This is a genomic window from Flavobacterium profundi, from assembly GCF_006491645.1.
GTDB lineage: Bacteria > Bacteroidota > Bacteroidia > Flavobacteriales > Flavobacteriaceae > Flavobacterium > Flavobacterium profundi.
In genome coordinates this window covers 40,770-57,972 of sequence record NZ_VDCZ01000006.1, presented here as the reverse complement: position 1 = coordinate 57,972, position 17,203 = coordinate 40,770, and the positions used below count along the sequence as shown (strand labels likewise).

Here is a 17,203-nt window from a genome sequence, read left to right as displayed (position 1 = left end):
AAAGCTTTTTTAAAAGCTTTAAACAAAAGGAAATCTAATTTTAAAAAAAGTGACTTTTATACTAAAAATTGAAATAAATATTAAAAAAAATAGTTCTTTTTATAAAATTTTAACTAAAATTGCGAATTATTCAAACAACAACTATTTAAAGCGTGAACAAGATTAATATTGAAATAAAGCCAATTTATCATTTTTGGTTTTGGGGTGTCTATTTTATTTTAAACACGCTACGGTGGGGCGCTTATTTTAATGATTATGAATATTCTTTTCAATCGAATTTAATCGAATTTGCATTACATATTCCGTTAGTGTATTTTAACTTATTTGTATTAGTTCCGAAATTTGTTTTAAAGCCACACTATTTAAAATTTGGGCTTGCACTTTTGGCCAGTTTATTTCTCATCTATTTATTAAAAACGGGACTAACGTATTTTTTAATTTCTGAAAATATTTGGCCCGAAGCCAATAGAGAATACAAACCTTTTGATGTGAATCATATCGTAGCAGTTTGTATTGGAGAACTGTACGTTTTGTCTATGGCATCATCAGTCTATTTTACGCTAACTTGGTTACGAGAAAGAGAAAGAAATAGAGCCTTAACGGAAAGCCAGTTTAAAATAAAATTGAAATATTTAAAAACGCAAATTCAGCCCCATTTCTTTTTTAATACGTTGAATAATCTATATGCTTTATCTTTAGCTTCATCAGATAAGGTTCCTGTTGTGATTTTAAAGCTTTCAAAATTAATGGAATATGTACTTTATGATATTAAAGACACCAAATTTGTTCCCTTAATTAAAGAAATCGATTATATCGAAAATTACATTGAAATTGAAAAACTTCGCTTTGAAGAAGTTGATGTAACTATCAATATAGATTCAGATATAGAAAATGTAAAAGTACCACCTTTATTATTCATTTCTCTTATTGAAAATGCGTTCAAACATGGTGGTATGAATAATAAACATTTAAAAATTACAATTAACTTCAAAATGGATAAAAATGAGAGGTTACATTTTGAAATAATAAATAATTTTGTATCTTCACAAGTGCCCAATTTAAAGAAAGGAATTGGTTTACAAAACACTAAAAGTAGACTCAAATTGCTTTATAAAGATAATTTTATTTTTGAACAAAAAATAAAATTCAACTATTTTATTATTCTTTTACAAATACCTGTGTATGAAGATTAAATGTGTTTTAGTAGATGACGAACCACTTGCTGTAAAAGTTTTGCAAAATTATTTCATTAATTTTCCAGAATTTGAAATTGTAGGGGTCTTTTATAACTCTTTAGAAGCGCTAGATTATATTAAAAATAATCCAGTTGATGTGGCATTTTTAGACATCAATATGCCTGTAATGAGTGGCTTTGATTTAATAAAGTTGATAGATACTCGAGTGATTATCACCACTGCTTTTAGAGAATTTGCAGCAGAAAGTTATGATTTAGATGTGGTAGATTATTTGGTAAAACCCATTCCATTATCCCGTTTTATTAAATCTATTGGCAAAATAACTGCTGAACTAGATGTAAAAAACGGAATTAAGCAAGAAACATCTAAAACCGATCATCATATTTTTATTAAGTCTGATAAAAAAATGATTAAAATTCTAATGGAAGAAATTCTTTTCATTGAAGGAATGAAAGAATATATTAAAGTAGTTACTGCCGATAAATCATACATTACTTTAAAATCTTTAGCATCCTTATCAGAAGAATTACCTATAGATAAATTCATTCGCATTCATAAATCTTTCATAATAGCTATTGATAAAATTAAATCCATTGAAGGAAACAGAATTCAAATTTTGACTCATAAATTACCTATTGGAAGAAATTATGGGAAAGAAGTTAAAAATAAAATCTTAAATACTTAAAATAAAAAAGCAGTGTCCTAATAACACTGCTTTTTACTTTGTAGTTACATCTTATTTTTTGATAAAACGTCTTTCTTCTTTTTTACCTTCATTTTCTAACACAAGACTATAAACTCCTGGTTTCAAATGAGAAACATCAAGTGTTTCACCTTTTACTTTCACTTCAATTGCAGTTCCATCTTGAACATTGAAAATCGCAATTTTTGAAGTTGCAATTTCCGTATTAAAGTGAAGCGTGTTTTCAACAGGATTTGGATAAATCACTAATGCTTTAGTATCTTCATTAGAAGAAACCGTATTTCTAGAAGTAATTGTACCAACTTTAGTAATTCGAATCCAATTCAAATTCACACCACTACTCTGAATGTAAATTCCAAAATTATACGTTCCCGCATTTATAGTAACCGTGTGAGAAACCGTTTGCCAATTTTGCCAACCGCCAGTATTAGGAACCGCTACATTTCCTAAGGGAATAGCACCTGCATTAAAATCGGCAGACAAAGCAGCACCATTTACTGCACTAGCCACACGGTATTCAATTAAATAACTTCCAGAAGAAGGAAATGTAATTCCATTATACGCCATCCAATCCCCTGTATCGGCATAACCTACATTAAGACCTCCACCAGTATCAGTAGTAGGTTCCGTTTGAACCCCATTCATAGCACTATAATTTTCCGCTTGAATTAATACCGAAGAACTATTAGTAGCTGGTCTTACACGTACAGAAGTCGCTACATCATTAAAATTATTATCAACCAAACAAGTATCGTCACCTCTAACAACAATTGAATTACCTGCAAAATTATCATTGGCATACAAAACCATTTCATAACCACTTTGCACTTTTACAGATGAAATATCATTGTCTAAAACTCCTCTAGCTTGTAATTGACCTAACGTATAATTTCCTTCGGGTAGAGAAACCGCATAACCACCGTAATTGCAATGCTTATAAACTGTTGCCACACCATTACTTGGTGGGTTTACTCCTTTTTGGTACACTCTAACATAATCAATCAACATTCTTGCTGGAAAACCGTTATTATCAATGTTAAATCCTGGCCAGTTGCCACCAACTGCTAAATTAAGTAAAATAAAAAAGTTATTATGAAATTCACTTGTTCCATTAACCCCACCTGCAATACTCACTTCATGATATTTTACGCCATCTACAAACCATTTAATTAAGTTTTCGTCCCATTCAACCGTATATAAATGATAGGCCGTTATATTGGCATCTGTATAACCCGAATAAGAAGCATGGCCGTTTTCTTCCCAATGGATAGTTCCTACTACTTGTCCGCCTCCATTTACGTGCTCCATGATGTCAATTTCTCCACAACTTGGCCAACCAACTGAGCTGATATTATCTCCTAACATCCAAAAAGCAGGCCATATACCTTGAAAAGAAGGCATGGCAATACGAGCTTCAATTTTTCCATATTTCCAAGATTTTCGTCCTTGAGTTTTCATTCTTGCGGAAGTATAGTTAGATCCTCCAAAAGATTCTCTCTTAGCCGTAATAACTAAGTTGCCGTTTTCAACTGTAGCATTTTGTTGTCTGTAGTATTGCAATTCATTATTTCCCCAGCCACCATTACCAGTTTCGAAAACCCAGTCTGGACCAATTCCATTTGTAAATTCGTCTTGCCAAACCAATTGCCAGTTCTGCGCATATAATACAGGAACAGAACACACGAATAGCAACGTATATAGAATATTTTTCTTATTATAATTCATATTTTTAATTTTTAATTAAAAGATACAACAAAGCCCTAAAACTACTTCTAGGGCTTTTTGTTATTTTATTTTTTTATAAACTTTTTGATAATTTTTGTTTCAGAAGTATCAAAAACAATGACATATATTCCTGATGCTAATCCAGATACATCTAAATAATTTTCAACAGTTTCAGTTGTAATTACTGGTAAACCAGAAAGTGTATATACGGTAACTTTTACACCCTTCATTGGAGAACTAAAATTCAAACCGTTTTCAACTGGGTTCGGATAAAAGTTAAAATCGATTGGAGTTGTTTCTTTTTGCTCCTCTTCTAAAGCAACAGTTCTAGCAGCGTTACTTACTTTCGTAATTCTAAACCAATTTAAATTGACACCACTACTTTGGATATAAATACCAAAATTATAGGTTCCTGCATTTACATTTACTGTATGTGAAACCGTTTGCCAGTTTTGCCAGCCTCCTGTATTTGGAACAGGGACATTACCTAATTGAATTGATCCAGCGTTTAAATCCGCTGAAAGCATAGCTCCATTTACAGCACTCGCAACGCGATACTCAATTAAATAAGCACCAGAAGTTGGAAAAGTAATACTATTATAAGCCATCCAATCACCGGTATCGGCATAACCCACATTCAAACCACCGCCGGAATCAGTAGTGGGTTCTGTCTGAATGCCACTCATATTAGAATAGTTTTCGGCTTGAACAAAAACAGAAGAAGAATTTGTAGCAGTACGAACGCGTATTGAAGTGGTAGCGTCATTAAAATTGTTATCTACTAAACAGGCATCGTTTGAAGTAATAGTTACTGCAGTACCAGTAAAATTATCATTTGCGTACAGTACAATTTCGTAACCACTTTGCACTTTTACAGAAGAAACATCATTATCTAAAACGCCTCTAGCTTGCAATTGACTTAAGGTATAATTTCCAACTGGCAAAGAAACGGCATATCCATCATAATTACAATGTTTATAAACCGTCGCAACTCCATTTTGAGGTTGGCCACCATTAATAACTTGATCAATAGCAGTTAATAACGATTTTGAACCTACAGCATCTTGAGCCAATTGCCAAATCATAACGCCACCAGCATTTTGAACGGCAAAAGTAGTTTTCTGTTTAATCGTGGGAATACCATTATAATAAATTGTATTCGCTACTTGATCTACATTTTCTGCACCTGGATAGGTATTTACAATGTCAGCATATGAAATTCCTTGATTGGCTGAGCTTCCAAAACCATATCCATAAAAAGGAACACCAATTATTGCTTTACTACTAGGTAATCCTCTACCGGTCCAATAATTTAACTGATCTACCGCCATACTATAGGGAGAATGTTGGCCAGGATTATTAGGATTCCAAGGTCCAGTAGCATCATAAGCCATAATGTTAATCCAATCGAAATAAGAAAAAGTATACGAAGGCACATTGGCTCCGCCATATCCTTGAGATAAAGCAGCCGTAATTTGTTTATTATTAGCATGCATACTATTAGCTAAATCAATAATAAAACTGCCATAATCTCCATTAATTGCTGGGCCTTCTAAATCTACGTCAATCCCATCAAAATTATGACTAATTACATAGTTGGTTAATTTTTGTACGAATGAAGCTCTGTTACCTGCACTCATTTGATTGAAAAAATTATCACGAATAGCACCTCCTTCTGAAATAGCACCTCCACCGATTGAAACAAATACTTTTACATTATTTGAATGCGCTCTTTGTATAAGCGTATTGTTTGCACTTTGAAAGGAAAGATAGCCATTGGCATCAGGGTTTTCAAATGCAATATTAATATGGGTTAATTTACTGTATTGAATACTATTGGAAAAAGCATTCAAATCAATCCAATTGGGAACATATCCAATTACTTTTTTTTGTGCATGGGAAAAATTTAAAATTCCTAACACTAAGATGAAAGCCAACTTATAGGATAGCTGTTGTATTTTTATCATAATACCAGTATTTTTAAATTAGGAACCTCACTTTTGTGAGGTTCCTAACCTATTTATTTTTTTATAAAACGTCTTTCTTCCATTTGACCATTGTGGTCTACTAGAACAGAATAAATACCTGGTTTAAGACTAGAAACATCTATACTTTTACCATCCCCTTTATTAACAGGAATAAAAGTACCTGTTTGTGCGTCAACTATTGTAATTTTAGAATTTTGAACATCAGCAGTAAAGAACAATGTTGTTTCTACTGGATTTGGGTAAATTACGAACATTTCTTTAGGCTCTTCGGTTGCCTCAGTTCTTGCTGCATTACCTACTTTAGTAATTCTAAACCAATTTAAGTTTACACCACTATTTTGGATATAGATACCAAAATTATAGGTTCCTGCATTAACATTTACCGTTTGAGAAACCGTTTGCCAGTTTTGCCATCCACCCGTATTAGGTACATTAACATTACCAAGAATAATACTTCCCGCATTTAGATCAGAAGAAAATACAGCACCATTCACCGCACTAGCGACTCTGTATTCGATTAAATAAGAACCAGAAGTTGGAAAATTAATAGCATTATAAGCCATCCAATCGCCTGTATCTGCATAACCCACATTTAACCCACCACCTGCATCAGTAGTTGATTCTGTTTGAATACCACTCATAGCAGAATAATTTTCGGCTTGAATTGTAACACTTGAAGAGCTACTTGTTGCTCTAACACGTAAAGAAGAAGCCAAATCATTAAAACTATTATCTACTAAACAAGCATCATTGCTTCCAACAACAATAGAGGAGCCAGTGAAATTATCATCAACATATAATACCATTTCATAGCCACTATTTACTTTTAAAGAAGAAATATCATCATTTACAACTCCTTTAGCTTGTAGCTGACTTAATGTGTAATTACCTGGTGCTAAGCTCACCGCATAACCACCATAATTACAATCTTTATAAACTGTTGCTACACCATTATTTGGAGGAATTGTACCAGTAATAGTATAACTTCCTATTGAACCATAAGCAGAATAACCTCCGTAACCAGCGTCACCAGCACCTGTACCATCAACACCTATATAATAAGTCCCTGCTGCTAAATTTGCATTCAATGTAGCATTTAGAGCAAATGGATCAGAGTTCCAGTACGTTCCAATTTGAGTTCCAGAAGCATTAAACAAACGTATTATTAAATGTAAATTTCCGTTTCTACTTACTGTATTTGCATTAATGACAACATTTCCACCACCTGTAGTGAATGTAAAGAAATCATAATCCGCTTCACTAGAAATGATACCACTTTTTTGATTGATACTTCCGTTTGCATTATAACTTAAAGCCGCTGCACCAGAAATACCATTACTGTAATCATCACCTCTGTAACCAACTCCAAATTTAGAACCCGCAATTGTAGCTACATCATCTTGTAAGTTATTGGCATAATTATATTGTCCTTTGCTCCATTGAACTACAGGTCTGTAATAACCTGCACCCATAATTGGCGCCCAAGAAGTACCATCAATTCCAAGAAAATAACCTTCTTCTGGATTTGTACGTCCATCATGACCTAAATCGAAAGTATGCCCGATTTCGTGAGAAGAGGCATCACCACCCGATTTACCTGAGGTAATAAATACCCAACAAGGCACATCATTATCCCAGTTAAAAGAACCAATATACGCGACACCTCCAGCACCAGGCGCTGCGGTGTTTGTTGGTGTAACAACTACTCTCATTCTTCTGTTTCTAGGATAGGAATTAAATACAGATTCGCTAGTAGTAACATTTAAATTAAAAGGTCTATAATCTTCAGATACAACTTCCCAATGTTCTTGAACTGCAGCATCGCTCATTCCTGACGGAGCTGCATTAATCGCATTCCCATTGTTCCATAAATTACCCGCTGGCATATAATATCCATCAAAATCTAATAATACACAACCAGCTGCTCCTGGTAAACTTTGTAAGTTCAAAAGTGCTTGTGCAATTGGAGCTTCTTGAGGTGTATCTACTCTTTCAGAATTCGTTAGTAATTCATTTTTAGGAACATTTTGATAATTGATACATATTAAGCTATTAATATCTACTTCTTTTACAAATGCATTTCCGTTTTCAGAATAATATTTATAAGCCTTTTCAGTAGCTTTAATAATAATATGACCTTCAAGCTCTTTTTTACTAATGTCTAAGTAAAAAGTTCCTCCATTACTTTTTATTTCTCCAATAAGATACTCACTTGAAGCACTGGATTTTTGGAAATTGATTTTTCCGTTAAGCGAAATGTCATTCGCAATTTTTAAAAGGATGTCCTTTTCATTTCCTTTTGCTGTATTTGAAGCTAAATTCTTTTTAACATTGGATAGAAAAGTCTCATTTTTTCCTAATGAAGTTTGTGATATAGCCCAATTACAAAATGTAACCAAAGCTATAAAGCTAAAGTAAATTCTTTTTTTCATGTTTGTTTGTTATTTGTTTATGTTAAGATTTTAGATAGTAATTCTAAGAGAAGCGTCTTTTTTTATACATGGATATCTTTTTAAAAAAGTTAAAAAATATTTTTTATTGATACAAAATTTCAATTATCTATATAAATGTATTGTAACATTTTTTTTGAAAAAAATAAATTAAACGAACAGCGTTTTATTTTCAACGAACAGCATATTTCAATCAACAAAATGCCTTTTTGCCATCAATTTAAGCAACTAAAAAATATTTATAAATTATTCATTTTCAAAAGAATATTTATTTCTTAAAAAGAGAATACAGGAAACAAAAGGCGCTAGAATAAAAAGCGCTCAAACTTTATTTTCATATTCGTTTGAGCGCTAACAACCTTATTTTTTTATAAATTTCATTTCTGTTTTTACGCCATCTTTTTCAATAATAACCGCATAAATACCCGGTTGAAGATTTGAAATATCTAAACTATTTGCATCTGCTTTAGGAACTTTTAAATAAAGACCTCTTTGAAAATCTGCCACCTGAATGGTTGCTTTATCCAAAGATGTGTTAAAATGCAAAATATTTTCAGCTGGATTTGGAAACAAGGTTACCACTTCTTTTTCATCTGAAGAAGTTGCTACTCTAAGAGCATTGCTAACCTTAGAAATTCTAATCCAATTTAAGTTAACACCTGAATTTTGGATAAAAATTCCAAAATTATAGGTTCCAGCGTTTACATTTACGGTTTGTGAAACAGTTTGCCAGTTCTGCCAACCACCCGTATTTGGAATATTTACAGAGCCTAAAACAATTGAACCTGCATTTAAATCTGAAGAAATTTGGGCTCCGTTAACAGCACTAGCCACACGGTATTCAATTAAATAAGCACCACTAGTTGGGAAAGTAATATTATTATAAGCCATCCAATCACCTGTATCAGCATAACCTACATTTAGACCACCTCCAGTATCTGTAGTAGGTTCTGTTTGAACACCATTCATGGCAGAGTAATCTTCAGCTTGTATGAATACTGATGAAGCATTGGTTGCAGTTCGAACTCTGATAGAACTAGTAACATCATTGAAATTATTATCCACTAAACACGTATCATCTGAACCAATAATAATAGAATTACCAGAATAATTATCATTCGCATATAACACTACTTCAAAACCACTTTGTACTTTTATAGAAGACACATCGTTATCTAAAACTCCTCTCGCTTGTAATTGTGCTAATGTATAGTTTCCAACAGGTAAACCGACAGCATAACCACCATAATTACAATGTTTATAAACTGTTGCAGTACTTGGTGCCGCATTTCCAAAACCACCGAAAACTGCTACAGCTCTAGTAGGTTGTGTTGTGTGTAATGATGGAGAATGATCCGCAACATCATCATATGCAAAACCATACGAAAGATTATCAACACTTATTCCTGGTAAATGCCAAAATTTAGAATAATGATTCATTGGATTCGCTTGATAAAATGAAGCAATGTTATGCCAGTTTTGTTGACCAGGATTTGCACTTGTAACATCTACAACGTGTCTATTGATAGCTGCTGTTAATTGTGCTTGAATCACTAAGTCCAAATCACCATCTACTAATCTTCTATCTAATACACCTTTTCCTTCTAAAGCTTCTTGAGTAGAGGGTCTATATTGTACTCTACCTGTTCTTCCTACGAAAGCCCCAGATTGTCCAACCATTTCCAATTGTTCTCCTATAACTCTTCCTTTAAAGACACCTGCTTGACCTGCATAAAAAATTAAATCTTGATTTTTATACTTGTTCCAAATTGCGTCAATATACGATTTCAGATAATTTGCATAAGGTCCTGGAGTTGTACCACCAGTTCCATCTGCAAAAGCAGGAGTTTTAGAAGGTGCAGTAATTTCTCCAGTCGTATTATTTAAACAACCTTGAAATTCTGTTGGAACATTAGCTCTAAAAGCAGCTACAATCTCGTCATGCTTTTTTAATTCCCCTACTCTTTTGTAATATCCATTTGCACCATACAATTCCAATCCCATTGGATATTTATAGGAATCTACACGTGTTGGGTTGCCAAAAAAACCATATTGGTTATTGGTTAATTCAATCATTTCATATAAAATTCCATTATTTGGATCTGTTGGATTTAAAGGGTTATGTCCTGCATAACCTGATGGTGCTCCCGTAGATCCAAAGAAGTAAAGATACATTTGTGATCCTTTAGAAATAAAAACTCTACAACCTGCAATTAAAGGTAATGTAAATGTCTTGTTTGGAATGTCACTTAATCTTGTAAAACAGTTAGCATACTTCCCATTGCCTCCTGGACCAAGGTTTCCACCTGGTGTAGGCCCTTGAACTGTATTATAAGAAGAATTCATTGGGTACACCTGACTTGTTCTCGCATCTACCCAAACGTGTGCTCCTGTATTGTAATTAATCCCTACAATAGCCACATACAAATCGGAATCATTAAATGTAGAGGTATTCTTGATTTCAAATGGTATAGGACCTTGACTATAACCCAAAGAAGTAATCAATAAGAGGAAAAGAAATTTCCAACTTACAGCATAAGTTTGTTTTGTTTTTTTCATGTTTTGTTTGTTAAATGTTAATAAATAGTTTGGTTTCACATAGCAATTTTATTTTATGAACTTTTCTATTTGAGAGCTTCTTATAAAGAAACATAGTACAATAAAGAGTAAATCGTTTTTTACGCTTCATTACAATTTTTAACAATACATTTTTATTCCTAAAAATGATGCAACAAACAGGAACTTAGTTATTGATATACTTTGATATAATCGATACTAAATTCTTGAGGAAATACACTATTATCAATGTCGGGACCGCCAAAGTTTCCGCCAATAGCCATATTAATTAAAAAATAAAAAGGTTGGTTGTAAGGCCAAGTATTTTCATTTTTAACTTCAGGTTTAAAAGTATATACCAAATGATTGTCTACATAAAATGCAATTTGATCTTTATTCCAATCAATTGCATAAAGATGAAAGCCTTCTTCAATCCCTTCAATTTTAGTTTTTTTTGTGTTGATTGTATTTCCATGACTATCTTGTGTATGTAAGGAAGTAAAAACTTGTCCTGGTTCTTTTCCTATATACTCAAGAATGTCAATTTCACCCGATTTTGGCCAACCCACTTGAGAAATATTGGATCCTAACATCCAGAATGCTGGCCATAATCCTTTGCCTTGAGGCAATTTTGCACGCACTTCCATTTTACCATATTGAAATTCCTTTTTATCTTTTGTGGTAATTCTTGTGGAAGTATACTGCGTTCCATCATAAGCAGCAGTAATCGTTAGCATACCATCTTCAACTTTATGATTATTCTTCGTATAAATTTGAGATTCATTATTTCCCCAACCACAAATATTAGGGCATCCATTTCCTAATTCAAAATTCCAAACCGTAGTATCTAGAGCTTTTCCATTAAAGTTTTCTTCCCAAATTAATTTTCTATTGTCTTTTTGAGCATACGTCAAATTAATAAGGAGTGCTAGTAACGCTATTTTTTTCATTATATCTTAATTTAAAAATTGAAAAGTATCTTCTAAAGTAGCATCAGAACTACCTCCAATAAATACTTTGAAATCTCCAGGTTCTGTTTCCCATTTCTTATTGTTAGTATAAAAAGCTAGCATTTTTTCATCTATTACAAATGAAATTACTTTGGATTCATTAGCATTTAATTCAATCATTTGAAAGCCTTTAAGCTCTTTAACAGGTCTTGTTGAACTTGCCACTAAATCTCTGATATACAATTGCACAACTTCTTTCCCTTTAACTTTACTATTATTTTTTAGAGTTACAGAGGCAATAATTTTTTCAGAAGTATTTAAATTCTTTTTACTCAAAGTAAGATTTGAATATTCGAACTTAGCGTAGCTTAATCCATGACCAAAGGCAAAAAGTGGCGTATTTTTTTCATCGATATAATGAGACCAAAAAACACTTTCTGGTTCATTCATGATAGGTCGACCTGTGTTTTTATAATTATAATACAATGGAACTTGACCTACACTTCTAGGAAAAGTCATGGGTAATTTACCACTAGGATTATAATCACCATACAATACCTGCGCAATTGCGTGACCCGATTGTGTTCCTAAGTGCCATGCTTCAACAATGGCCGGAATATTTTCTTTTGCCCAAGGAATAACCAATGGACGTCCATTATTTAATACTAAAACAATGTTTTTATTTACTTTGTAAACAGCTTCAAGTAATTCTTGTTGTAGACCAGGCAAACCTAAATCAGATCTACTTCTTCCTTCTCCAGATTGTAAACCGTGTTCACCTAAAACCATTACAACTACATCTGCATTTTTAGCAATAGCAATTGCTTTCGAAAATTCTGAATTGTCTGAAGTATTAATTTTGGTTTCCCACATAAATTCAGTTCTACCTGTAGCTACAGTAGTTCCTTTTGCAAAAGACAATTGATTCCCAACGTAAGCTTCCATCCCTTCTAAAACTGAAACAGCTGTTTCGTCGTCAGCACCGATTCTCCAACTTCCTAACGGACTTGTTTTATCGTTAGCTAAAGCTCCAATTAATGCTATTTTTTTACCGGTTTTAGATAACGGTAATAAGTCATTATCATTTTTAAGCAAAACAATCGACTTTTTAGCCATTTCTAAAACGCCATCATGAAACTCTTTTTTACCAACTGTTGCTTTTTCATAGGCTTCATCACAGTATTTATAAGGATTTTCAAACAACCCTAATTCAAATTTTGTCCTTAGAATTCTTCTAGCTGCATCTTCTACATCAGTTTCTTTAACTTTGCCTTCCTCAATTAATTTTTTAAGATAAGTAACATATGCATACGATTCCATATCCATATCAGAACCCGCATTAACGGCTATTTCCGCAGCATGTTTACTGTCTTTTGCATAACCATGAGCAATCATTTCGTTAATAGAACCCCAATCAGAAACTACAAAACCATCAAAGTTCCAATTTCCTTTAAGAATTTCTCTTTGCAACATTTTATTCCCAGTAGCAGGAACTCCATTTAAATCGTTAAATGAATTCATAAATGTACGCACACCTGCATCAACAGAAGCTTTAAAAGGAGGCAAAATAACATTTTGAAGTGTTTGTTCACCTACATCAACGGTATTGTAATCTCTACCGGCTTCAGCAAAACCATATCCTGCAAAGTGTTTGGCACAAGCCAGAATTGTTTTTTTAGAAGCTAAATCTTCACCTTGAAAACCTTTAATTCGAGCTTCAGCAATTTTACTTCCCAAATAAGGGTCTTCTCCAGCTCCTTCCATGACTCTTCCCCATCTGGCATCTCTTGAAATATCCACCATTGGAGCAAAAGTCCAATTAATTCCTACTGCCGCAGCTTCTTCAGCCGCAATAGCAGCAGATTTTTGAATAACTTCTAAATCCCAACTTGCAGCTTCTGCTAAAGGAATGGGACTAATTGTTTTATAACCATGAATAACATCAAATCCAAATAATAGCGGAATTCCTAATCTGGTTTCTTCTACAGCAATTTTTTGTAAGGTATACACTTCTTTAGCTCCTTTTACATTAAGCATAGAACCTACTAGTCCTTTTTTTAAATCTTCATATTTTTTTGCAGCTTGTCCTTCTTTTGGAGCTGGACCTGTAATTTCCCAAAAGCCATTGTATTGATTCATTTGACCAATTTTCTCATCTAAAGTCATTAACTTTAGAATGGAGTCTACTTTTTGTTCAATCAAATCATTTTTTTCAGATGCAACTGTTTTTTTTGTTTGGCTTTTGTTACATCCAATAAAAAACAAAAAGGATAAAGATAAAATACTATATGTAATAGGTTTGATTTTCATTAGAGATAGGTAATAATATTCCAACCCTTAAGAAAGCTAGTAATTGAGATACTAGACTTTCTTAAGATTGAAATGATAAAAAATATTTTATAAAAAAATGAAAAAGTATTATTGATAAACTCTTACATAATCCACTTCCATTGAAGATTGTGTAAAACTTGGATCGATTGCTCCACCAAAAGTTCCTCCCATTGCTACATTTAGAATTAAGAAGAAATCATGGTTGAATGGAACTGCGTTTGAATTAGGTACAGAGTGAAACAATACATCATCTACAAATATTTGAATTGATGTTGGGCTCCAAATCGTTTTATATATATGAAATTCAGTGCTTGCACCAGTTATGGTTGTTGTATTTCCATTACCATTTCCACCAGAATTACCTGGATAATGCAAAGTTCCATGAATAACATTTGGGACATTCCCTTTGTGTTCCATAATATCAATTTCCCCACATGCTGGCCAAGCGAATCCTGCCTGGTCATAATTAGCTCCTAACATCCAAATCGCAGGCCAAGTACCACCACCAACAGGTAGTTTTGCTCGAACTTCAACTTTACCGTAAGTAAATTCAAATTTATTTTCAGATTTTAATCTTGCTGAAGTATAATTTCCGCCAGAATTGATTGCTGTAATGACTAAATTCCCATTAGACACCACTGAATTTGTAGCGCTATTGGTATAGTTTTGTGCTTCTTGATTTCCCCATCCTCCAGCACCTAAATCATAGCCCCATTTTGTAGCATCTGGTGCCCCATCAACATCAAATTCATCCGACCAAACTAAATTTGTATAATCTGTAGTTGGATTTTGAACAGGTCTAGTAGTTGTAAAAGTATGATACCATGCTAATCCAGGATCATTCCCCATAATTGCTCTTACTACCATTCTATTTGCAGTTAAAGAAAGTATTTCATACGAATTTTGTCCTATATAATAACCCATAAATCCATTATCTGAAAAAGTCATTACAGTACCTCTCGTTTGGGTAGCTGCATTTGGGTTCATACTCACTACAGATTCTGACGGGCTCAAAGTAACAATCTTAACTCCAGATACATCATAATTATAGCACATATCTGAACCTGCACTTCCACCTACAACACCTTCAAAAGCCGTATTGAAAAATGTATTTCCTCCGTTATCTAATTCATATTTTAACATATCACCATCTTTAGTAAATGTTAAAACATTATCATATAAACAGCTAGAATCAGGACTTGCTGCTTTTTCCCATGGAGCAGCTTGGTACCAAAAACCAAAATAATTTTGAGTTTCATCAGTACTGTTAGGACCAACTCCTAAATGTCCAGGTTCCGATGCTGACCAATACCAATCTTTACTTGTACCATCAGTTAGAAGTTGAATTGCTTCATCATCTGAGAAATCACTTCTGACTTCAACACTTATAGTTTTATTAGTAGCCACACCACCTTTTCCGGATGCAACTACAGTAACATCATAAACATTTATTCCTGGTTGAGCAAAACGTTTTTGAAACACCCCTAACGGAGAATTCTGCGAAGTTCCATCACTAAAAATAAACTTATATGAAATCGCATTATTTGCTCTTGCGCTAAAAATCACAATACCAGTTCCATCACCATAAGGATTTGAACCATCTTGTCCTTGAATCTCAGCTTCTATAACTAGATTATCTGGAGCTATTATATCTCCAAAACTTTTATCTTCTTCTTGACAACTTACCAAAAATGTAAGTGTTACTACTAGTAAGATATATTTTTTAATATTTTTCATTTTATTATATTTTAATTGGATAATTGAATGTCATCAAAATAGTAAGAAGCTCCTGTACCCGCATTCCCAAAATCAAAAAATACAACTACTCTCTGATAATTATTCGCATTATTTATTCCTGTAAAGTCATAAGTAAGCTCTTCCCAAGCATTTGACTGAGTTGTAGTAGCATCTAATTCTGTGTTAATTGTGCCTCCATTCAATAAGTTTTCTAATTTTAGTTTCACAACAATACCAGCTTGAGGAGACCATACTTTCATTTTAATTTTTTGCATAGTAGCAAAATTAATTGGGTTACCTAATTCAATAAAAGATCCTGCCCAAACCTCAGCTCCATTTGCTTTTACCAATTTACCAACAGTAGCAGAAGTATTTATTCCAGACATATCAGGATTACTTACTACTGTAGTAGCAGCACCTCCAAAATTATCAAATGAATAGGTTAAAACAGTAGATTCAAAATCTAAAGGCAATTGTACAGATGGTGCACCTGAAGTTAATTCTATATCATCAAAATAATAATTTGCTCCTGTTCCAGCGTTCCCAAAATCATAGAATACAACAATTCTTTGATAGTTATTTCCATTATTAACGCCACTAAAGTCAAATGTTAACTCTTCCCATCCGTTAGCCATTGTATTCGTTGCATCAACTTCAACATTAATATTAGAGTCTAATAAATTTTCTAATTTCATCTTCACCACAATACCAGCTTGAGGAGCCCAAGATTTCATTTTTATTTTTTGCATGGTTGAAAAATCGATAGGTGCACCTAATTCAATTAAAGAACCTGCCCAAACTTCTGATCCGTTATTTTTTGTCAAACGAGCTACATTAGCACTACCATTATTAGCATCTATATTTGGATTAGCTACTTTTACTGTATTTGCTCCACCAAAACCAACAAAATCGTAGTTTAATGTTGCTGATTCGAAATCAATTGGCAATAAAACAGGATTTGTAATAGTAACGTCCTCAGTATATTCAGTTGTTGCTACACCACCACTTAGAGCCACTACTCTAACCGTATAAGTACCTACAGTTGCATAGCTAAATGTAATTGTTTCACCTTCCATAAATACAACAGGAGTTTGATTAGGGTCTTCTCCAAAATAAACTTCAAAAAAAGTTTCATAATCAGCTGTTGCTGCTACCGTAATACCTAAATTATTTCCAGGAACTGAGTTAATTGTTACTTCTAAATTTTCTGGAGCCACAAAAGAAACGGTTAAATCTTGAGTTGCTTCTGAAGATTGACCATCTAATGTTTTTCCAACAATTCTAACCTGATAATTCCCTTCAGTATACACATGTTGAGTTGAAGCTCCAGGATTTACAAAAGCTGGTGTAGTTGTTGTGTCTCCAAAATACACCTCGTATTGGGTTACACCTTCTCCATTAGGGACTATAGTTACAAGACCTGAATTATCTTGTTTTATGGTCATTACTGCCCCTATATTTTTAGGTGCACTAATACTATCTAAGTTTACAGTATCATCATCTTTGGAACATCCCATAAAAAGAGAGAAAACCAATAGACCTATTACTATTTTAATTTTATTCATAA

10 protein-coding genes are annotated in these 17,203 nt (G+C 33.2%); 2 read left to right on the top strand and 8 right to left on the bottom strand.

What is annotated here, in order from left to right; genetic code table 11:
- Window positions 1–152: 152 nt before the first annotated feature.
- Window positions 153–1,193: a sensor histidine kinase gene (locus FHG05_RS09285; RefSeq protein WP_140997741.1), complete on the top strand. Its 1,041-nt coding sequence runs from the start codon at window positions 153–155 to the stop codon at window positions 1,191–1,193.
- Window positions 1,183–1,881 carry a LytR/AlgR family response regulator transcription factor gene (locus FHG05_RS09280; RefSeq protein ID WP_140997740.1) on the top strand — a complete coding sequence of 233 codons (699 nt, stop codon included), beginning with the start codon at window positions 1,183–1,185 and terminating at the stop codon, window positions 1,879–1,881. The genes FHG05_RS09285 and FHG05_RS09280 overlap by 11 nt, the downstream gene beginning before the upstream one ends.
- 51 nt (window positions 1,882–1,932) lie before the next feature.
- Here the strand turns inward: FHG05_RS09280 and FHG05_RS09275 are convergent, their stop codons facing one another.
- From FHG05_RS09275 to FHG05_RS09240, 8 genes are all read right to left on the bottom strand, one after another.
- Complete coding sequence (locus FHG05_RS09275; RefSeq protein WP_140997739.1) at window positions 1,933–3,624, bottom strand: carbohydrate-binding protein; 1,692 nt, start codon at window positions 3,622–3,624, stop codon at window positions 1,933–1,935.
- Window positions 3,625–3,689: 65 nt separating this feature from the next.
- Complete coding sequence (locus FHG05_RS09270; protein ID WP_140997738.1) at window positions 3,690–5,591, bottom strand: glycosyl hydrolase family 18 protein; 1,902 nt, start codon at window positions 5,589–5,591, stop codon at window positions 3,690–3,692.
- Window positions 5,592–5,644: 53 nt separating this feature from the next.
- Window positions 5,645–8,044, bottom strand: coding sequence for a carbohydrate-binding protein (locus tag FHG05_RS18605; RefSeq protein ID WP_232338072.1), 2,400 nt, complete (start codon window positions 8,042–8,044; stop codon window positions 5,645–5,647).
- 378 nt (window positions 8,045–8,422) lie between these two features.
- The gene (locus FHG05_RS09260; protein WP_140997737.1) at window positions 8,423–10,621 is read right to left on the bottom strand and encodes a beta-1,3-glucanase family protein; all 2,199 of its coding nucleotides are present in this window, start codon (window positions 10,619–10,621) and stop codon (window positions 8,423–8,425) included.
- Window positions 10,622–10,809: 188 nt separating this feature from the next.
- Entirely contained in the window at window positions 10,810–11,568 is a 759-nt protein-coding gene (locus FHG05_RS09255; protein WP_140997736.1) for a glycoside hydrolase family 16 protein, read from the bottom strand.
- 6 nt (window positions 11,569–11,574) lie between these two features.
- Complete coding sequence (gene bglX / locus FHG05_RS09250) at window positions 11,575–13,878, bottom strand: beta-glucosidase BglX (protein ID WP_140997735.1); 2,304 nt, start codon at window positions 13,876–13,878, stop codon at window positions 11,575–11,577.
- Between the two features lie 108 nt (window positions 13,879–13,986).
- The gene (locus tag FHG05_RS09245) at window positions 13,987–15,636 is read right to left on the bottom strand and encodes a glycoside hydrolase family 16 protein (RefSeq protein WP_140997734.1); all 1,650 of its coding nucleotides are present in this window, start codon (window positions 15,634–15,636) and stop codon (window positions 13,987–13,989) included.
- Between the two features lie 11 nt (window positions 15,637–15,647).
- The gene (locus FHG05_RS09240) at window positions 15,648–17,201 is read right to left on the bottom strand and encodes a hypothetical protein (protein ID WP_140997733.1); all 1,554 of its coding nucleotides are present in this window, start codon (window positions 17,199–17,201) and stop codon (window positions 15,648–15,650) included.
- Window positions 17,202–17,203: the final 2 nt, after the last annotated feature.